General features: G+C 66.3%; 15 protein-coding genes. 6 read left to right on the top strand and 9 right to left on the bottom strand.

Annotated elements, in window-relative coordinates; translation table 11 throughout:
• Nucleotides 1-15: 15 nt before the first annotated feature.
• Genes BDOA9_RS08255 through BDOA9_RS08245 form a run of 3 tightly spaced genes read right to left on the bottom strand, consistent with a single transcriptional unit; the run spans nucleotide 16 to nucleotide 3,496 of the window.
• Nucleotides 16-1,224 carry an acetyl-CoA C-acetyltransferase gene (locus tag BDOA9_RS08255; protein WP_025033470.1) on the bottom strand — a complete coding sequence of 403 codons (1,209 nt, stop codon included), beginning with the start codon at nucleotides 1,222-1,224 and terminating at the stop codon, nucleotides 16-18.
• Nucleotides 1,225-1,279: 55 nt separating this feature from the next.
• Complete coding sequence (locus BDOA9_RS08250; protein ID WP_025033469.1) at nucleotides 1,280-3,070, bottom strand: acyl-CoA dehydrogenase C-terminal domain-containing protein; 1,791 nt, start codon at nucleotides 3,068-3,070, stop codon at nucleotides 1,280-1,282.
• A gap of 39 nt (nucleotides 3,071-3,109) precedes the next feature.
• Nucleotides 3,110-3,496: a nuclear transport factor 2 family protein gene (locus BDOA9_RS08245; RefSeq protein WP_025033468.1), complete on the bottom strand. Its 387-nt coding sequence runs from the start codon at nucleotides 3,494-3,496 to the stop codon at nucleotides 3,110-3,112.
• A gap of 197 nt (nucleotides 3,497-3,693) precedes the next feature.
• Between BDOA9_RS08245 and BDOA9_RS08240 the strand changes: the two genes are divergently transcribed.
• Complete coding sequence (locus tag BDOA9_RS08240; protein ID WP_025033467.1) at nucleotides 3,694-4,284, top strand: PadR family transcriptional regulator; 591 nt, start codon at nucleotides 3,694-3,696, stop codon at nucleotides 4,282-4,284.
• Nucleotides 4,285-4,672: 388 nt separating this feature from the next.
• Nucleotides 4,673-8,125 carry a tetratricopeptide repeat protein gene (locus tag BDOA9_RS08235; protein WP_025033466.1) on the top strand — a complete coding sequence of 1,151 codons (3,453 nt, stop codon included), beginning with the start codon at nucleotides 4,673-4,675 and terminating at the stop codon, nucleotides 8,123-8,125.
• A gap of 245 nt (nucleotides 8,126-8,370) precedes the next feature.
• On the opposite strand, the gene BDOA9_RS08230 is transcribed toward BDOA9_RS08235, so the two are convergent.
• A complete protein-coding gene (locus BDOA9_RS08230; protein ID WP_025033211.1) occupies nucleotides 8,371-9,384 on the bottom strand; it encodes an IS5 family transposase in 1,014 nt (337 codons plus the stop codon).
• Nucleotides 9,385-9,725: 341 nt separating this feature from the next.
• On the opposite strand from BDOA9_RS08230, the gene BDOA9_RS08225 reads away from it, so the two are divergent.
• Nucleotides 9,726-11,366, top strand: a complete 1,641-nt coding sequence (locus tag BDOA9_RS08225) for a lysine--tRNA ligase (protein WP_025033465.1) — start codon at nucleotides 9,726-9,728, stop codon at nucleotides 11,364-11,366.
• A 149-nt stretch (nucleotides 11,367-11,515) separates the two neighbouring features.
• On the opposite strand, the gene BDOA9_RS08220 is transcribed toward BDOA9_RS08225, so the two are convergent.
• A complete protein-coding gene (locus BDOA9_RS08220; protein WP_025033464.1) occupies nucleotides 11,516-12,268 on the bottom strand; it encodes a carbonic anhydrase in 753 nt (250 codons plus the stop codon).
• A gap of 108 nt (nucleotides 12,269-12,376) precedes the next feature.
• On the bottom strand, nucleotides 12,377-13,033 hold the full coding sequence (locus BDOA9_RS08215) for a S24 family peptidase (RefSeq protein ID WP_025033463.1): 657 nt from the start codon (nucleotides 13,031-13,033) through the stop codon (nucleotides 12,377-12,379).
• 274 nt (nucleotides 13,034-13,307) lie between these two features.
• Between BDOA9_RS08215 and BDOA9_RS08210 the strand changes: the two genes are divergently transcribed.
• Nucleotides 13,308-13,652, top strand: a complete 345-nt coding sequence (locus BDOA9_RS08210) for a DUF952 domain-containing protein (RefSeq protein WP_025033462.1) — start codon at nucleotides 13,308-13,310, stop codon at nucleotides 13,650-13,652.
• Nucleotides 13,649-14,746 (top strand): quinone-dependent dihydroorotate dehydrogenase, encoded by a 1,098-nt coding sequence (locus BDOA9_RS08205; protein ID WP_025033461.1) that lies wholly within the window; start codon nucleotides 13,649-13,651, stop codon nucleotides 14,744-14,746. The genes BDOA9_RS08210 and BDOA9_RS08205 overlap by 4 nt, the downstream gene beginning before the upstream one ends.
• Before the next feature lie 101 nt (nucleotides 14,747-14,847).
• Here the strand turns inward: BDOA9_RS08205 and BDOA9_RS08200 are convergent, their stop codons facing one another.
• The 3 genes from BDOA9_RS08200 to BDOA9_RS08190 are packed head-to-tail and all read right to left on the bottom strand — an operon-like array spanning nucleotide 14,848 to nucleotide 17,242.
• Entirely contained in the window at nucleotides 14,848-16,173 is a 1,326-nt protein-coding gene (locus tag BDOA9_RS08200) for an MATE family efflux transporter (RefSeq protein ID WP_025033460.1), read from the bottom strand.
• A gap of 3 nt (nucleotides 16,174-16,176) precedes the next feature.
• Nucleotides 16,177-16,911 carry an MBL fold metallo-hydrolase gene (locus BDOA9_RS08195; RefSeq protein ID WP_025033459.1) on the bottom strand — a complete coding sequence of 245 codons (735 nt, stop codon included), beginning with the start codon at nucleotides 16,909-16,911 and terminating at the stop codon, nucleotides 16,177-16,179.
• 25 nt (nucleotides 16,912-16,936) lie between these two features.
• Nucleotides 16,937-17,242, bottom strand: coding sequence for a DUF6460 domain-containing protein (locus BDOA9_RS08190; protein ID WP_025033458.1), 306 nt, complete (start codon nucleotides 17,240-17,242; stop codon nucleotides 16,937-16,939).
• Between the two features lie 227 nt (nucleotides 17,243-17,469).
• On the opposite strand from BDOA9_RS08190, the gene BDOA9_RS08185 reads away from it, so the two are divergent.
• A complete protein-coding gene (locus BDOA9_RS08185) occupies nucleotides 17,470-18,483 on the top strand; it encodes an IS5 family transposase (RefSeq protein ID WP_025033457.1) in 1,014 nt (337 codons plus the stop codon).
• Nucleotides 18,484-18,540 lie beyond the last annotated feature (57 nt).

The raw sequence follows: 18,540 nt of genomic DNA, 5'->3' as shown, positions 1-18,540 counted from the left end.
GGTTGCTCCCTACCCTTACACGCGCTCGATGATGGTCGCGGTGCCCATGCCGCCGCCGATGCACAGCGTGACGAGAGCCGTGGACTTGTTGGTGCGCTCGAGCTCGTCGAGCACGGTGCCGAGGATCATCGCGCCGGTCGCCCCGAGCGGGTGGCCGAGCGCGATGGCGCCGCCGTTGACGTTGATCTTGGCATTGTCGATGTCGAAGGCCTGAATGTAGCGCAGCACGACCGAGGCGAAGGCCTCGTTCAGCTCGAACAGGTCGATGTCCGACTTCTTCATGCCCGAGCGCGCAAACAGCTTCTCGGTGACGTCGACCGGCCCGGTCAGCATCATCGCCGGCTCCGAGCCGATGTTGGCGAACGCCCGGATTTTTGCGCGCGGCTTCAGGCCGTATTTCGCGCCCGCCTCCTTGCTGCCAAGCAGCACGGCGCCGGCGCCGTCGACGATGCCCGAGGAATTGCCGGCGTGGTGCACGTAGTTGACGCGCTCGATCTCCGGATGGGACTGGATCGCAACGCCGTCGAAGCCGCCCATCTGCGCCATCATCGTGAACGACGGCTGCAGCTGCGCCAGCGACTGCATCGTCGTCGAAGGGCGCATGTGCTCGTCCTTGGCGAGGATGGTGAGGCCGTTGATGTCCTTGACCGGCACCACGGATTTGTTGAAGCGGCCTTCGTCCCAGGCCTTGGCCGCGCGCTGCTGGCTCTGCACGGCATAGGCGTCGACGTCGTCGCGCGAGAAACCGTACTTTGTCGCGATCAGGTCGGCCGACACGCCCTGCGGCATGAAATAGGCCGGCACCGCCATCGAGGGGTCCATCGGCCAGGCGCCGCCGGAGGCGCCGATGCCGACGCGGCTCATCGATTCGGCGCCGCCGCCGATCACCAATTCGTGCTGGCCACTCATGATCTGCGCGGCGGCGAAGTTCACGGCATCGAGGCCGGAAGCGCAGAAGCGGCTGATCTGCACGCCGGGAACGGCCTCGCCGAGGCCGGCCTTCAGCGCGGCGAAGCGCGCGATGTCGGAGCCGGCTTCGCCGACCGGATCGACCACGCCGAGCACGACGTCGTCAACCGAATCCTCGGGCAGGTTGTTGCGGTCCTTCAGCGCCTTCAGCGGCACGGTCGCGAGCGCGAGCGCGGTGACTTCGTGCAGCGCGCCGTCCGCCTTGCCGCGGCCGCGCGGGGTGCGAACGTGGTCGTAGATGAATGCCTCAGGCATGACGCCCTCCTGATGTGATTTTCCAGACGATTGGGAGCAGGCAGCGGAAACGGGCTCAGAACGCTTCCGCCGGCAATTCCATGATGGTGGCGCAGCCGGCCTGGATGCGCGCGAGGTTGGCGGCGGTCTCCGGCAGCATCCGCTCCATGAAGAAACGGCCGGTGACGAGCTTGGTCGAGAGATAGGGCGTCGCCCCGCTCTCGGCAATCTTGGCATTCGTCACCTTCGCCATCTTCGCCCACATGTAGCCGAGCGCGACGAAGCCGAACAGATGCAGGTAATCGGTCGCTGCGGCACCGGCATTGTCGGGCTTTGCCATCGCGTTCTGCATCAGCCAGGTCGTGGCCTGCTGCAGGTGACCCAGCGAGGTCGACAGCGGGGTGATGAAGGGTTTTAGCGCCTCGTCGCCGCCGTTCTCCTTGGCGAAGGCCATGACCTCGCCGAAGAAGGCCATGATGGCGCGGCCGCCGTCGCGCGGCAGCTTGCGGCCGACGAGGTCGAGCGCCTGGATGCCGTTGGCGCCCTCATAGATCATGGCAATGCGGGCATCGCGCACGAACTGCTCCATGCCCTGCTCGGCGATGTAGCCGTGGCCGCCATACATCTGCTGCGCCTGCACCGCGTTGGCGAAGCCGTAATCGGTGAGGAAGCCCTTCAGCACCGGCGTCATCAGGCCCATGTGGTCGTCGGCGGCCTGGCGGTCCTTCGGGTCCTCGGAGCGGTGGGCGACGTCGCTCTTCAGCGCGGTCCACATCACGAACGCGCGCGCGGCCTCGTTGAAGGCGCGGATCGAGAGCAACGTGCGGCGCACGTCCGGATGCACGATGATCGGGTCGGCCGGCTTGTCCGGCGCCTTGGCACCGGTGAGCGCGCGGCCCTGGATGCGCTCGCGGGCATAGGCCACCGCGTTCTGATAGGCGACCTCGGACTGCGCGAGGCCCTGCACGGCGACGCCGAGCCTGGCTTCGTTCATCATCACGAACATGCCCTGCATGCCCTTGTTCTCTTCGCCGATCAGCCAGCCGGTGGCGTTGTCGTAGTTCATCACGCAGGTCGAATTGCCGTGGATGCCCATCTTGTGCTCGATCGAGCCGCAGACGACGCCGTTGCGCTGCCCCACCGAACCGTCGGCATTGACGAGGAACTTCGGCACCACGAACAACGACACGCCCTTGATGCCGGCCGGCGCGCCCTCGATGCGGGCGAGCACGAGGTGGATGATGTTGGAGGCGAGATCGTGCTCGCCGGCCGAGATGAAGATCTTGGTGCCCGTGATCTTGAAGCTGCCGTCGGCCTGGCGCACCGCCTTGGTGCGGAGCATGCCGAGGTCGGTGCCGCAATGCGGCTCGGTGAGGTTCATGGTGCCGGTCCATTCGCCGGCCACCATCTTCGGCACGTAGGTCTTCTTCTGCTCGGGCGTGCCGTGCACCAGCAGCGCCGCGGTCGCGCCCATGGTGAGGCCGCCATACATCGAGAACGCCATGTTGGCGGAGATCTGGAATTCGTTGACGGCTTGCGAGAGCGTCACCGGCAGGCCCTGGCCGCCATATTCGGTCGGCGCCGACAGGCCGAGCCAACCGCCCTCGACGACCTGCTTGAACGCCTCCTTGAAACCCTTCGGCGTGGTGACGCTGCCGTCATCCGCGCGCTTGCAGCCTTCGAGATCGCCGACGCGATTGAGCGGCTGCAGCACCTCTTCGGCGAGCTTGGCGGCTTCGCCGAGGATGGCTTCGCGCACGTCGCTGGACGCATCGGAAAAGCCGGCGAGGTTGTCGTAGCGGTCGATCTGGAAGACGTCGTTGAGCAGGAAGTTCACGTCTTCGACGGGGGCTTTGTAGATCGGCATGGGGGTCTCCCGGCGCGGCTTGAAGGGATGATGTTGGGCTTATGATTGGGCGGCGGCAAGCTGCTCCGCCATCAGGCGGTGCAGCATGTTGATCGCCTTGAGCGGACGCACCATCACCTTGAAGTGAGTGATGCGTCCCTCGCTATCGAAGCTGATGATGTCGACACCGTTGATCTCGATGCCGTCGATGACATTCTTGAATTCGAGCACGGCACCCTTGTCGCTGCGCCATTCACCGACATAGGTGAAGCCGGGGCCGCCGAGCACCTTTTCGGCGCTGGAAAGGTATTTGAAAGTGATGTCGCGCCCGGCTTGCGGCGTGTGCACGACCGGGCTTTCGAACACGGCGTCGGGGTGCAGGAGGTCCCAGAGCGCGGCGCGGTCGTGAGACTTCATGTAGGCGTACCAGGAATCGAGGCCGGTCATTCTCGGGTGCCTCCCTCAAGGCCAAGGCAAAAAGTTTCGAAAACAACCCCATGCACAGTAGCGAGGAGATTGATTTCACTTGATTATCCAGTCGGGCCTCGGGCCCGCCTGCACGCTGCCTCATATGCACATTGACGCATATGCGCCGATGCGCATAAAGTCAAGCAACTTGGTCAAACCTTACAGGGAGGCCGGTCATGGCACTCGGCGACGCAATCCTCGCATGCCTGACGGAACGCCCGATGACGGGCTACGAGCTCGCCAAGACGTTCGATTCCTCGATCGGCTTCTTCTGGAAGGCCGACCATCAGCAGATCTACCGCGAGCTCTCCAAGCTGCGCGACCGCGGCTACATCCAGGGCCGCGAGGTCGTACAGTCGGGCAAGCCCAATAAATTGATCTATACGCTGACTCCCGAGGGCCGAACAGCGCTGCGGCACTGGGCCGCGCGGCCAAGCACGCCGCCCTCGATCAAGGACGACCTCCTGGTGCGGCTGCACGCGCTCGACAGCATCGACATCGAGCCGATGCGCACCGACCTGATGGCCCGCCTGGAGCACCACCGCGACCGCCACGCCAATTACGAGCGCATCCTGAAGAAGCGCTTTCCCGACGGCACGGCGGAAGGCCGGCTCGATCTCGGCAATCTGCTCCTGCTGCAGCTCGGCGCCCGCCACGAGCAGATGGTGGCCGATTTCTGCGAGGAGGCGCTGGAAGCGCTGTCGGCCATGAGCGGCAAGGCCACGGTCGTGCCGCTGGAGGAGAGCAAGCGGGAGGGGAAGGGGTAGATCGGCATCGGCGGTGTTGCTCACCTCTCCCGCTTGCTTGCGGGAGAGGTCGGCGCGTCCGGGCGATGCGAAGCATCGTCCCGCGCGCCGGGTGAGGGCTTTCTCCTCCAGGGGACTGTCCCATCGCAGAAGCACCCTCTCCCCAACCCTCCCCCGCGCGCGGGGGAGGGAGCGCACCGGTTACTTGGCGACCAAGTTCGCCCTCAGTTCCCGCCGCCCAACTTTAAGACAGCCGCGCCGCATTCCTTAACCCGTTATTTACCGTAACAGGAAAAAGTCGGTTTTCGAGGCAGACGACCCGCGCCAAATTCGATTGTCTTTGCAACCGGCACGCGTGGGGAAGCTGGAGGCGCCGGGTGGGGTGCCGAAGTCGGAACCGGACAGAGTCATGAATTCGCGCGTATCGTGGAGTGTCGACGGCATCGATCCATCCGTCCGGGAGCGGGCCGAGGCTGCTGCGCGTCGTGCCGGCATGTCGCTCAACGATTGGCTGAACTCAACGCTCGGCGAAACTGCCCCGCCCAACTTTCGCGGACCTTACGATCAGAGTCCGCAGCACGTGCCGAGCCAGGAGAGCCGCGAAGTCGCCGACATCCACCAGCGGCTCGACGCGATTACCCAGCAGATCGAGCGGATCTCAAAACCCGCCCCGCGCCAAGACTCCACGAGACAAGACTCCTCGAGACAAGACTCATCGAGACCCGACGTCGCGCGCGAGCAGGGCGTCGCGCGCCAGCTCAACGATGCGATCTCGCGGCTCGATGCCCGCCTGTCGCAGATCTCCCGCCCACAGCGGCAACCGCCGCAGCCGCAGGCCCCTCGCCCCACCCCGACCGAGACGCGCCAGCGCCAGGCCGATGCCGTCGAGCGCGCAGCCGCGCAGGTCTATCGCGCTTCACCACCCCTGAGCCCGGCCTCGTTCGACGTCGCGGTCGCCGAGATCACCGCGCGCCAGAGCGAACTCGACGGCTTTGCGCCGCGGCAGATGCCGCCGCGCGCCGCGCCGCCGCCGGCGCCGCCGGCTCCTTACGCACCGCCAATGGCGCCGCCCGCCCCTGCCTATGCGCCGCCACCGCAGCCGGGACCGGATTTTTCCTCGCTCGAGCGTCATCTGCTCAAGATCACGAGCCAGATCGAATCGCTGCAGCGGCCCGACAATACCGAGCAGGCCATCAACGGCTTCCGCAGCGAGCTGGCGGAAATCCGCGCCGCCATCACCGAGGCGATGCCGCGGCGCGCGATCGAATCGATCGAGAACGAGATCCGCTCGCTGCATCGCCGGATCGACGAGACCCGCTCCAACGGCACCGACGGGCAGGTTCTCGCCGGCATTGAGCGCGCGCTGTCCGACATCAAGCAGGTGCTGCGCACGCTGACGCCGGCCGAGCAGCTCACCGGCTATGACGAGGCGATCCGCAATCTCGGCGCCAAGCTCGACCTGATCCTGCGCGCCAATGACGATCCCTCGACCGTGCAGCAGCTCGAGAGCGCGATCTCCGCGCTGCGCGCCATCGTCTCCAACGTCGCCTCCAACGAGGCGCTGGCACGGCTGTCCGAAGACGTGCAGCTGCTGTCGTCCAAGGTCGACCAGATCACCCGCGCTTCCGGCCAAAGCGACAGCTTTGCGGTGCTCGAGCAGCGCATCGCGGCGCTCACGGCGGCGCTGGAAACCCGCGAACGGCCGCAGCCGTCCGAGAGCACCGAGCATCTCGAAGCTGCGATCCGCGCGCTGTCGGACCGCTTCGACCGCATGCAGGTCGGCAACGATTCCGCCTCGACCTTCGCCCATCTCGAGCAGCGCGTGTCCTATCTCCTGGAGCGGATCGAGGCCGCCGCCGATCCGCGCAACGGCAATTTGAGCCGGGTCGAGGACGGGTTGCACGACATCCTCAGGCACCTGGAACGGCAGCAGGCGACCTATGCCGCGCTGGCCGAGAGCCGCAGCTCCGCAGCCCCGCCGGATTCCGGCATGGTCGACCTCGTCAAGCGCGAGCTCTCCGACATCCGCTTCAGCCAGGCTGAAACCAATCGCAGCACCCAGGACTCGCTCGACGCGGTCCACAGCGCGCTCGGCCATGTCGTCGATCGCCTCTCGATGATCGAGGGCGACCTGCGCGCGGTGCGCACCGCGCCGCCTCCCCCCGCCCCACAGCCGATGCCGATGCCGGCGGCGGCGATGGAGCCTGCGCCGGTGGCGCGCGAGCCGCGGCAGCAAGCCCAAGCACAGCCGCAAGCACAGCCGCAAGCACAGCCGCCGAAATACGATCCGAAGCCCGAGCTGCCCAATCCGGCGGCCGCCCAGGCAGCGCCGCCCGCCTTCGTCGCCGCGCCGCGCGAATTCCACGCCGCCGCTCCCGCCGCGCCGCCGCCCGTGCCGGCGGCTCCGCCGGTTCCCCCGCGCGCGATCAGCGAAATCCTTGAGCCGCACACCGCCCGCACTGCACTCGCGCCGGAACTGCCGCCGGATCACCCGCTCGAGCCGGGCACCCGTCCGGGCGGACGGCTCGCCACGCCGTCGGAGCGCATTGCCGCCTCCGAAAGCGCGATCAGCGGAATTGCCGCCGCGCCGAAGGAGCCGGTGTCGTCGTCGAGCTTCATCGCGGCCGCGCGCCGCGCCGCGCAAGCGGCCGCCGCACAGCCGCCCGAGAAGCCGGCCCGCGGCGCCAAGGCCGCGATCGCCCGCGCCAAGGAGAAGGGCCAGGAAGGCGGCTCGACCATCACCTCGAAGATCCGCTCGCTGCTGGTCGGCGCGAGCGTGGTCGTGATCGTGCTGGGCACCTTCAAGATGGCGATGGACCTGCTCGACGGCGGCAACCCGTCACCGACGCCGCAGGCGATGCAAAACATCCCGAGCGAGCCGGCGCCGCAGCCCGCACCGCCGCCGGTCGAGACCAAGCCGGCCGCGCCGGAACAGATCACCCCGTCGATGACGTCGCCGACACCGATCGGGCGGCAGTCGCAGAACAACGCCGCGCCGGCGCCCATTCCGGGTTCCGGCAGCGCGGCCTCGGTTGAAATCCCGCAAGCGCCTGCCGCTGCGGTGCCGCCGCCCGCCGCCAGCGACGTCACCGGCGCGCTGTCGGGCACCAGCCGCGCCAGGCTCGGCGTGGTCCAGGTGCCGCCGAGCGAGAAGCTGCCTGACGGCATCGGCGGCCCGGCCCTGCGCAATGCCGCGATGAAGGGCGATGCCACCGCGGCCTACGAGATCGGCGTGCGCTTTGCCGAAGGCAAGGGCGTCGCCACCAATTACGACGAAGCGGCGAAGTGGTACGACCGCGCGGCGCAGGCCGGGGTCGTCCCCGCAACCTTCCGTCTCGGCACGCTCTACGAAAAGGGCTTGGGGGTGAAGAAGGACGCCGACATCGCGCGCCGCTACTACACCCAGGCCGCCGAGCGCGGCAACGCCAAGGCGATGCACAATCTGGCGGTGCTCGATGCCGATGGCGGCGGTCGCGGCGCCAATTACAAGAGCGCGGCGCAGTGGTTCCGCAAAGCGGCCGATCGCGGCGTCGCCGACAGCCAGTTCAATCTCGGCATCCTCTATGCCCGCGGCATCGGCGTCGAGCAGAACCTCGCCGAATCCTACAAATGGTTCAGCCTGGCTGCCGCCCAGGGCGACGCGGATGCCGCCGGCAAGCGCGACGACGTCGCCAAGCGCCTCGACCCGCAATCGCTCGCCGCCGCCAAGCTCGCGATCCAGACCTTCAGCGCCGAGCCCCAGCCAGACGATGCCGTCAACGTCGCGGCCCCGAACGGCGGCTGGGACAGCGCACCGCAAGCCAGTGCAAAGCCTGCCCCGAAGCCAGTCGCGGCCAAGCGCTCGGCGTCAGCGGCGCATTGAGCCGCATCACATTCGATCCACCTGCCGGCCGACGCGATGCATCGTCCCGCGCGGCTGGGCTCTCGCATATTGATTTCACGAGGACTGTCTGCGGGCTTGCTTAGCCTCTCCCGCTTGCGAGAGCTTTGCGTAATGAGTTGTGCTGGAGTGAAGTTCGATATGGGGCTTTTTTTGAACGGCCTCGCGTAGCCCCAGAGGGGTGGGGCGTCTGTCTTTCGTGGCCGCGGGGTAGCGGCGGGTGGTGGTCACGCTGCGGCTCCTATCGGGCACAGCACCGCCCATCGCTTGAGGTTCATGGCGAGGCAGATCAGGCGCAGATGTGTCTGATTGCGCGCCAAACCCAGATAGCGAGCGCGCGCCCAGCGATAGCTGCCCTTGAGGCGCGCGAAGACCTGCTCGACCGGTGCGCGGCGCTTTCCCACGGCATCGTTGAAGCGCTTCTGCCGCTCGGTGAGCGGATGATGCTTGTTGGGCCGGAACATCAGCCTCGGCTTGATTCCCCGCGCGGCGAGCCCGCTGCGGCGCTCGTGCTTGTCATAGGCTTGATCGGCATAGACCGCCTTCTCATCACCACAGACCAGTTCGTCGGCGGGCACTGTGTCGTTGACCGCAGCGTCGGTCAGCTTGCTGCGGCGGACGATGGCCGAACTCTGATCCATGCCGATATGGGCTTTGTAGCCGAAGTACCGCTTGCCGCCCTTCTTGGTCCAGCGTGCATCTGGATCGCGCTTGCTGTTGACCAGCTTGCTCGGTTCACGGCCGTCCGGGCCGGGCGGCTGCGGGTCCTCTGGCGGCTTCGGCGGCTTTACTGCTGCCGAGATCAGGCTCGCATCGATCAATGTGCCCCGGCGCAGCACCAGCCCGCGTGCGTCGATCTGATGCAGGATCTCGGCGAACAGCTTCTCGTCCAGACCGGCTCGCTGCAAAGCCTCGCGGAATCGCCAGATCGTCGTGTGGTCAGGCGTCTCGTCGCTCAGCACAAAGCCGCAGAAGGCTCGGAACGAGGCCCGGTCGTCGAGCGCTTCCTCGAGCGCCGGATCGGAAAGCCCATACCATTGCTGCAGCAGCAGCGCCTTGAACAGCACCAGTCGCGGATAGGGCGGAGGGCCACGCTCCGGCTCCGGAAGACCACCCAGCACTCTTTCCACAGCCGCCCAGTCGACCAGTTCGCCAATCCGCTTCAGCACCGCGTTACCCTTCCCTCGCCGCGATACCAGCGCGTCCGCGAAGCTCGGTTGCCCAACCTCTCGATATGCCATCCGAATCCGCCTCCACCACAGGCCCTAGAGAATCGCAAATCCTCCTCTTATGCAAAGCTCTCGCTTGCGGGAGAGGCCGACGCGCTCGCAGAGCGCGGCGGGTGAGGGCTCTCGCCACGCAGGGACATACTCCGCAAATTCTCGACAACCCCAACGTGGAGACACCCTCTCCCCAACCCTCCCCCGCATGCGGGGGAGGGAGCCCAGCGCCGATGCCGCCTCATCCGTGCACACCCTATCAGAATAGCCCTCCCTGGAAGTGGGAGACGGCTGGGGGTATTAGCTCGCAACTTTTGCATTCTGCGGGGAAATCGCTATTTTCCGCGGCCCGGAGGCCCCTGATGTCCGTTATTGATCTCACCGCGAACCCGAGCGAGTTGCGTGCGCTCGCCGAACAATCCAACGCCTGGCCGTTCGAGCAGGCGAAGGCCATTGTCGCGCGGCTGAAGAAAAGCCCGAAGGACGAGGTGCTGTTCGAGACCGGCTATGGTCCATCCGGCCTGCCGCATATCGGCACGTTCGGCGAGGTGGCGCGCACCTCGATGGTGCGCCACGCCTTCCGCGTGCTCACCGAGGACAAGATCAAGACGCGCCTCCTGGCGTTCTCCGACGACATGGACGGGCTGCGCAAGGTGCCGGACAACGTGAAGAACCGGGCACCCCTGGAAGCCAATCTCGGCAAGCCGCTGACGCGCGTACCCGACCCCTTTGGCACGCATGACAGCTTTGGCGCGCACAACAATGCGCGGCTGCGCGCCTTCCTCGATCATTTCGGCTTCGACTACGAGTTCGCGAGTTCGACCGACTATTACACGTCCGGCCGCTTCGACGCGACGCTGCTGAAGATGCTCGCCGCCTACGACAAGATCATGGACATCATCCTGCCGACGCTGGGGCCGGACCGCCGCGCCACCTATTCGCCGTTCCTGCCCATCAGCAAGACCACCGGCGTGGTGCTCCAGGTGCCGATGATCCGTCGCGACGTCGCCGCCGGCACCGTGACCTATGTCGATCCCGACACCAACCAGGAGGTCGAGACATCAGTCACCGGCGGAAATGTAAAATGCCAGTGGAAGGCCGACTGGGCGATGCGCTGGGTCGCGCTCGGCGTCGACTACGAGATGGCCGGCAAGGATTTGATCGATTCCGTGAAGCTGTCCGGCGCGATCGCGAAGGCGCTCGGCGCCACGCCGCCGGAAGGCTTCAACTACGAGCTCTTCCTCGACGAGAAGGGCCAGAAGATCTCGAAGTCGAAGGGCAACGGCCTCACCATCGACGAATGGCTGCGCTACGCCTCGCCGGAATCGCTGTCGCTGTTCATGTATCGCGAGCCGAAGGCGGCCAAGCGGCTGTATTTCGACGTCATCCCGCGCAACGTCGACGACTACCAGCAATTCCTCGACGGCTTTGCCAAGCAGGACGGCAAGCAGCAGCTCGGCAATCCGGTCTGGCACATCCACAACGGCAAGCCGCCGCTGGGCGACATGCCCGTCACCTTCCAGCTGCTGCTGACGCTGGTGTCGTCGTCGAACGCGGAGAACGCCGAAACGTTGTGGGGCTTCATCGGCCGCTATCGGCCCGGCGTGAGCCCGCAGACGCATCCGAAGCTCGACGCGATGGTCGGCTACGCCATCAACTATTATCGCGACTTCGTCGCGCCGACGAAGCAGTTCCGCGTGCCCAGCGACAGCGAACGCGCTGCGCTGCAGGACCTTCGCGATGCGCTGTCGCAGCTCGCGCCGGACGCTTCCGCCGAGGACATCCAGAACGTCGTCTACGAGATCGGCCGCCGCGAGCCGTTCCTCGACCAGGTCAAGAAGGGCAAGGACGGCCGTCCCGGCGTGACACTGGACTGGTTCAACATGCTCTACCAGGTGCTGCTCGGCCAGGAGAAGGGCCCGCGCTTCGGCTCCTTCGTCGCGGTCTACGGCGTGCAGAACGCGGTGAACATGATCGACGGGGCGCTGGCAAGGAGTGCGTGAATGCACTTGCACGGTCATCGCCCGCGAAGGCGGGCGATCCAGTATCCCAGAGCGCTTGTGATTACGCCGAGAGGCCGCGGCGTACTGGATTCCCCGCCTGCGCGGGGAATGACAGCGAGTAACTTAGCGAAGCGGCGGAGTGCCCCCGCTCAAATCGATCGCAGCACGTAGCGCCTGTTGTCCTTCTGCACCGGGCGCGCATTCATCGGGTACAGCTTTGCGAACGCGGCGACATCGCTTGCCGCCACCTGGATCGGGGTGGTCAGCAGCAGCCATTCGACCACTTCCGAGCAGGGCGGCGTCGTCAGCGAGCCGGGATAGCGGTAATAGCTGAGCTTGGGCGGCAGCATGGCGTGGGGATCGATGCTCGCATCCGCCTTCACCGCGGGTCCTTCCGCCGCCGGCATGGTCTTGACGATCTTGCCGAACGCCGCGTTCGGCCTGCCCTCGGTCATGAGCACGCCGACCACGGCGAGCCCGCCGGAATCGTTGCGATGGACGAAATGCGCCTCCATCGGAAAATTCTTGCCGCCGATCTGGTGCTCGCTCGGCCGGTGGAAGTGCACCTGGAGCAGCTTGTACTTGACGTCGCCGAGCATCAGCGTGCTGCCTTCGGCGAAGTTGAGCTGGATGGTGTGCCCGTTGTTGACGATGGTGTCGGCGCTCTTGCCCCAGCTCAGCTTCAGAACCGGCAATTGCGACTTGATCGTCGCCTCGATGTCGATCGGCGATTGCTGCAGGCCGACCGCGCAAACCTTGTTGGCCGCGTCGAGATCGCCCCATTTGGCCGGGCCGCCGGCGCCCTCATAGCTCCAATGCGCGCCTTCGGCGGCGAAGGTGGGCTTGCACAGCGGACAAAGTGCGAGACCCGCCAGGGCCTTCAATGCGTGACGGCGATTCATCGTAGTCCCCCTCGAAATGAACTTGATCGGCAACAGGTGCGCAACCTATGCGAGAGGCGTGGTGAGTCGCAATGGCGATCGCAGCGCGAACGGTGTCATGGTTCGCAATCACTGGCTGGCCCACAGGATCCGCGCAATCCACGCCACATCACCCGCCGCCATCGTGCATTCGGCCCGCGTCGCATCGAGCGGCTGCAGCTCGAGCGCCTTGGCCGTTCGGCGCTTCAGCGTTGCGACCATCATCTCGCCCGCCTTGCTCCGCACCACCACGCGATCGCCTTTGCGAATCGGCGCACCGGGCGAGACCAGGACGATGTCGCCGTCGCGATAGACGGGCGCGAGCGCATCGCCGGACATCTCCAGCGCAAAGGCATGGCTGTCCTCGGTGGCGGGCAGCGCGATCTCGGTCCAGCCCTTGCCGGATGGAAGGCCGGCCTCGTCGAAAGCGCCGCTCGTCGTCGCCTGCGCGAAACCGAGCAGCGGCATCGAGCGGCCATCGCCCATGCCGTCGTCGTCGATCAATTTGGCAAAGCTGTCGATCGAGGCGTCGGCCGCGGCCAGCGCTTTTGCGATCGATTCGGTCGAGGGCCAGCGCTCGCGGCCGTCGGCGGTGACGCGCTTGGACCTGTTGAAGGTGGTGGGATCGAGCCCGGCGCGCTTGGCAAGGCCGGACGGCGATAATCCGGCGCGCGCCGCCAGCCGGTCCAACGCGGCCCAGATCTGGTCGTGAGTCAGCATCCTCTGCGCTTTGGCCTGTCTGACCATGGAAGGTCCAGCCCGTCGCAACTCAGGAAAACTGTCCTCAAATCAACCGGTTTTCCGTTTTTCGCGCAAGAGGCGACGAAGAGCGGCGGATACCCGTTGTGTCGGAAAATGGCCAAAAGAGGAATTTGGAGCCGCTCCGATTTCATCGGCGCGGAAAAGGCTCTAAGTCTTGAGTTCGGAAGGGACGGCCTTTACGGTCGCGCCCGGGTTTCGAGGACCCGCGAAAGACGAAAAAACCCAGAAGACTCAAAGAACAAACAAGGCTGCGGTAGCGGTGGTCAAGATCTACAAAATCTGTCCGGCCTCGGCCTGGCGCGAGGCGGAACGGCAGGGTGTCTACCGGGGCAGCGCAGATGATTCGCGCGACGGGTTCATTCATTTCTCGACCGCTTCCCAGGTTCCCGAGACCCTGCGCAAGCACTATTTCGGGCAGCGCGCGCTGTTCCTGGTCGAGGTCGACGGCGATGCGCTGGGGAGCGAATTGCGCTGGGAACGCTCGCGCAATGACGAGCTCTTCCCCCATCTCTATGGCGAGCTCGATCTCGGCGCCGTGATCGCGGTGACGAACCTCAACACGCGCTCCGACGGCGGTCACGACGTTCCGGAGCTGTTGCCGTGATCCGCGCATTCGACGCCTTTTCGCTGCCGGTGCTGCGCTGGCTCGATCCCGAGGACGCGCATCGTCTTGCGATCCAGGGCCTGCGCTTCCTGCCGCCGGTCAAGCCGCGTGCCGACGATCCCAAGCTCGCGGTGCGCGCCTTCGGGCTGAACTTTCCCAATCCGATCGGCATGGCCGCGGGCTTCGACAAGAGCGCCGAGGTGCCGGACGCGCTGCTGCGGCTCGGCTTCGGCTTCGTCGAGATCGGCTCGGTGACGCCGAAGCCGCAGGCCGGCAATCCGCGGCCGCGGCTGTTCCGGCTGGAGCGCGACGAGGCGATCATCAACCGCATGGGCTTCAACAATGACGGCGCCGAAGTCGCGTTGCGCCGGCTCGCCGCGCGCGCGCAGCACGGCGGCATCGTCGGCGTCAATGTCGGCGCCAACAAGGATTCAGCCGATCGTGTCGGCGACTACGTCAAGCTGATCGAGACCTTCGCGCCGGTGGCGAGCTATTTCACCGTCAACGTCTCATCGCCGAACACGCCGGGCCTGCGCAACCTTCAGGAAGGCGCGCTGCTCGACGATCTCCTCGCGCGCGTGATCGAGGCCCGCGAGCAGGTCAGGCAGAAGGCCGGCGACACGCCGGTGCTGCTCAAGATCGCGCCGGATTTGAGCCTTGCCCAGCTCGACGACGTCGTGCAGGTCGCGCGCTCGCGCCGGGTCGACGGCATGATCGTGTCGAACACCACGATCGCGCGGCCGAGCACGCTGCGCGAAGCGACGCGGGCGAAGGAGCAAGGCGGCCTGTCCGGCCGGCCGCTGTTCCGCCTGTCGACGCGCATGGTCGCGGAAACCTATGTGCGGGTCGAGGGCGCATTCCCGCTGATCGGCGTCGGCGGCGTGGATTCGGGCGGCGCCGCGCTGACCAAGATCCGCGCCGGGGCCAGCCTGATCCAGCTCTATTCGTCGCTGGTCTACAAGGGCCTCGGCCTCGTCGACGAGATCAAGCGCGACCTGACCTCGACGCTGCTGCGAACGGGGCGGGATTCGCTCTCCGAGATCGTCGGCGCCGATGCGGCGACGCTGACGGCGGAAGACTGGCCGGGGATGTAGGCAGGTCTCGTCGCCCGGATGGGAGCGCAGCGCAATCCGGGAAGCTATCCGCATAGGCAAAGCCCCGGATTACGCTGCGCTCCACCCGGGCTACGGTTCTTCTACGGTTTCGCGAACGTCGCCCGATACAGCGCCGGATACCTCGCGCCCTGCAAGCCGCCGCGCGCGACGTAGAACGCGATCAGCGCGCTCCACAGGCCGGCATTGCCGAACGATTGCAGCGCCAGCCAAACGGCGAAGAAGATCGCGAGCGAGAGCAGCATCAGATTGCGCATCTCCCGCGCCCAGGTCGCGCCGACATAGATGCCGTCGAAGCCGAAGGCGAACACGCCGGGGATCGGCGCCAGCACGATGAAGGGCAGGAACTCGCGCGCGGCGCGGCGGACGTCCTCGCTCGCCGTCATGACGTTGATGATGGCAGGGCCGAGCGCTGCGAACAGCACGGCGACGACGATGGCAAAGCCGAGCCCCCACGCCAGCACCAGCCTGGTCGAATCCGCAAACCCCTTGGCGTCGCGCCCGCCAAAGGCGCGGCCGCAGAGCTGCTGCGCCGCGTTGGCGAGGCCGTCGAGGAAGAAGGCGCTGACCAGGAGGAAATTGTTGAGCACGGAGTTCGCCGCCAGCGTGACGTCGCCGGCGCGCGCGCCCTTGGCGGTGAAGAACAGGAACACGGCGATCAGCGCCGCGGTACGGATCAGGATGTCGGTGTTGACCGCCAGGAGCCGCATCAGCTTGGCGCGATCGAACAGCGTTGCGCGAGGCACGGCAAAACCGCCCACCGCATGGCGCCGGCACACGATCACGCCGAGCATGAAGCCGATCGTCTCGGACAGAAGCGCGGCGATCGCCGCGCCGGCGATGCCGGTGTGGTAGACCAGCACCAAGAGGATCGTCGCCACCATGTTGATGAGGTTGATCACGACCTGGAGCCCAAGCGCCGGATTGGCGCGGGCCTGCCCTACCAGCCAGCCGAGGATGACGTAATTGGCGAAGGCGAAGGGCGAGGACCAGATCCGGATCATGAAATAGGTCTTCGCGGCGCGCGTCACGCCCTCGCTGCCGCCCATCAGGTCGAACAGTGCGCCTGCCAGCGGCAGCTGCAGCACGATCAGCGCCGCGCCGATCAGGCCGGCGACGATGAAGCCGCGCACCAGGATCACGGTCTGCTCGCGCGTCTCGCCAGCGCCGAGCGCCTGCGCCGTAAAGGCCAGCGTGCTCATGCGCAGGAAGCCGAACAGCCAGAACAGGCAGTCGAAGATGACGGAGGCCATCGCGACGCCGCCGAGCAGCGCGGCATCGTCGAGCCGCCCGATCGCGGTGGTCGAGACCACGCCGATCAGCGGCGTCGTGAGGTTCGCGACCATCGCGGGACCTGCGATGGCGAAGACCTGCCGGCTACCGACGCGGTGATGAACGGGCGCGTGCATCTTTCAGAACACGAGCACCATGCCGTCTTCGGCGGCAAGGTGCTCGACGTCACCGAGACGCGACAGCATGTCGTCGCTCATATGGGTGAGGACGAGCCGCTTGGCGCCGATGTCGGGCAGATGCTGTTCCAAGGTCTTCAGGCTGAGATGGTTCTTGACCACCTTCTCGTACATATAGGCTTCGACGATGAAAAGGTCCGCGCCATGCGCCAGCGGAATGAGCGTCTCCGTCCATTCGGTATCGGCGCTGTAGGCGAGCGTGCGGCCCTCGGCTGTGACGCGATAGGCGAGGAACGGCCCGCCGGATTCGCCGTGCACCACCGGATAGGGCGTCACCTTCACCGCGCCGAAGCTCCGGCTCTGTTCCGGCGCGAGCTCGACGACGTTGAGCTCGAAGCGCTGTTTTGTCTTCGAGGAATGCTCGAACAGCGCCTCCATCACCTTGCGCAGCCGCCGCTCGATGCCTTGCGGGCCGGCGATCGTCAGCGGCCGCGTTCGCCGCGAGAATTGCGCGTCGAGCAGCAAGAACGGCAGGCCGGCAAAATGGTCGCCGTGGAAATGGGTGATCAGGATCAGGTCGATCTCGCCCCGATCGATCTCGAGCCGCTTCAGGGCCGGCAGCGCCGACGCGCCGCAATCGATCAGGAAATTGGCTTCGCGCCCGGAGACGTGGAAGCAGGTGTTGAGCCTGCCGCCGGAGCCGAAGGCGTCACCGCAGCCGACGAAACGCAGTTGCATCGGCTGCGCACTCCCGCTCAGATCCTTACCGGCCGCGCGGCGCGCCGAACACGCGCGACAGCAGCCAGATCGGGATCACGATGACCGCGCCGAGCAGGAAGTAGCGCCACAGCCAGTTGATGGTGTCGAAGCCGAGATCCCACAGCCGCTGGAACAACAGGCGGATGCTGTGGATGATGTTCCAGGGATCGAAGCCGATCGCCGCCAGCACGACGCCGACCAGGATCGAGAGCAGCACCAGACGGAACGCGACGGTCAGCGGCGAGCCGCCGAGAAAGCGGTGCAGGCCGTCGCTGCGGCCGGCCGGCAAATCTCTGACGTCTTGGACCATCGCAAACTCCTGAAGCGGATTCGCGCCCATTATAGGCACGGCGGGGGAGATGGGGAACCCGGAGCAGGGCGTCAATCGGGTTACGGGAGTTTAATTCGGGCAAACCGGCAGAGGTTTGATTGTGGCGCGCTGCTGGCCGCGGGCTCCTTAACCTCTCCCGCAAGCGAGAGCTTTGCACAAGAGGAGGATTTGCGATTCTCTAGGGCCTGTGGTGGAGGCGGATTCGGATGGCATATCGAGAGGTTGGGCAACTGAGCTTCGCGGATGCGCTGGTATCGCGGCGAGGGAAGGGTAGCCCGGTGCTGAAGCGGATTGGCGAACTGGTCGACTGGGCGGCAGTGGAGAGAGTGCTGAATGGTCTTCCGGAGCCGGAGCGCGGCCCTCCGCCCTATCCGCGACTGGTGCTGTTCAAGGCGCTGCTGCTGCAGCAATGGTATGGGCTTTCCGATCCGGCGCTCGAGGAAGCGCTCGACGACCGGGCCTCGTTCCGCGCCTTCTGCGGCTTTGTGCTGAGCGACGAGACGCCTGATCACACGACGATCTGGCGATTCCGCGAGGCTTTGCAGCGAGCCGGTCTGGACGAGAAGCTGTTCGCCGAGATCCTGCATCAGATCGACGCACGCGGGCTGGTGCTGCGCCGGGGCACATTGATCGATGCGAGCCTGATCTCGGCAGCAGTAAAGCCGCCGAAGCCGCCAAAGGACCCGCAGCCGCCCGGCCCGGACGGCCGTGAACCGAGCAAGCTGGTCAACAGCAAGCGCGATCCAGATGCACGCTGGACCAAGAAGGGCGGCAAGCGGTACTTCGGCTACAAAGCCCATATCGGCATGGATCAGAGTTCGGCCATCGTCCGCCGCAGCAAGCTGACCGACGCTGCGGTCAACGACACGGTGCCCGCCGACGAGTTGGTCTGTGGTGATGAGAAGGCGGTCTATGCCGACCAAGCCTATGACAAGCACGAGCGCCGCAGCGGGCTCGCCGCGCGAGGAATCAAGCCGAGGCTGATGTTCCGGCCGAACAAGCATCATCCGCTCACCGAGCGGCAGAAGCGCTTCAACAATGCCGTGGGAAAGCGCCGCGCACCGGTCGAGCAGGTCTTCGCGCGCCTCAAGGGCAGCTACCGCTGGGCGCGCGCTCGCTATCTGGGTTTGGCGCGCAATCAGACGCATCTGCGCCTGATCTGCCTCGCCATGAACCTCAAACGATGGGCGGTGCTGTGCCCGATAGGAGCCGCAGCGTGACCACCACCCGCCGCTACCCCGCGGCCACGAAAAACAGACGCCCCACCCCTCTGGGGC

It is taken from the genome of Bradyrhizobium sp. DOA9 (genome assembly GCF_000617845.2).
In the GTDB taxonomy this organism is placed as follows: Bacteria; Pseudomonadota; Alphaproteobacteria; order Rhizobiales; family Xanthobacteraceae; genus Bradyrhizobium.
Note: the sequence above shows the minus strand (reverse complement) of the source record. Positions and strands in the feature narration are given on the sequence as shown.

What these genes read in the sequence shown, in the direction of transcription:
- BDOA9_RS08255 (WP_025033470.1), bottom strand. Translation starts at nt 1,224, where the DNA reads ATGCCTGAGGCATTCATCTACGACCACGTTCGCACCCCGCGCGGCCGC.
- BDOA9_RS08250 (WP_025033469.1), bottom strand. Translation starts at nt 3,070, where the DNA reads ATGCCGATCTACAAAGCCCCCGTCGAAGACGTGAACTTCCTGCTCAAC.
- BDOA9_RS08245 (WP_025033468.1), bottom strand. Translation starts at nt 3,496, where the DNA reads ATGACCGGCCTCGATTCCTGGTACGCCTACATGAAGTCTCACGACCGC.
- BDOA9_RS08240 (WP_025033467.1), top strand. Translation starts at nt 3,694, where the DNA reads ATGGCACTCGGCGACGCAATCCTCGCATGCCTGACGGAACGCCCGATG.
- BDOA9_RS08235 (WP_025033466.1), top strand. Translation starts at nt 4,673, where the DNA reads ATGAATTCGCGCGTATCGTGGAGTGTCGACGGCATCGATCCATCCGTC.
- BDOA9_RS08230 (WP_025033211.1), bottom strand. Translation starts at nt 9,384, where the DNA reads ATGGCATATCGAGAGGTTGGGCAACCGAGCTTCGCGGACGCGCTGGTA.
- BDOA9_RS08225 (WP_025033465.1), top strand. Translation starts at nt 9,726, where the DNA reads ATGTCCGTTATTGATCTCACCGCGAACCCGAGCGAGTTGCGTGCGCTC.
- BDOA9_RS08220 (WP_025033464.1), bottom strand. Translation starts at nt 12,268, where the DNA reads ATGAATCGCCGTCACGCATTGAAGGCCCTGGCGGGTCTCGCACTTTGT.
- BDOA9_RS08215 (WP_025033463.1), bottom strand. Translation starts at nt 13,033, where the DNA reads ATGGTCAGACAGGCCAAAGCGCAGAGGATGCTGACTCACGACCAGATC.
- BDOA9_RS08200 (WP_025033460.1), bottom strand. Translation starts at nt 16,173, where the DNA reads ATGCACGCGCCCGTTCATCACCGCGTCGGTAGCCGGCAGGTCTTCGCC.
- BDOA9_RS08195 (WP_025033459.1), bottom strand. Translation starts at nt 16,911, where the DNA reads ATGCAACTGCGTTTCGTCGGCTGCGGTGACGCCTTCGGCTCCGGCGGC.
- BDOA9_RS08190 (WP_025033458.1), bottom strand. Translation starts at nt 17,242, where the DNA reads ATGGTCCAAGACGTCAGAGATTTGCCGGCCGGCCGCAGCGACGGCCTG.
- BDOA9_RS08185 (WP_025033457.1), top strand. Translation starts at nt 17,470, where the DNA reads ATGGCATATCGAGAGGTTGGGCAACTGAGCTTCGCGGATGCGCTGGTA.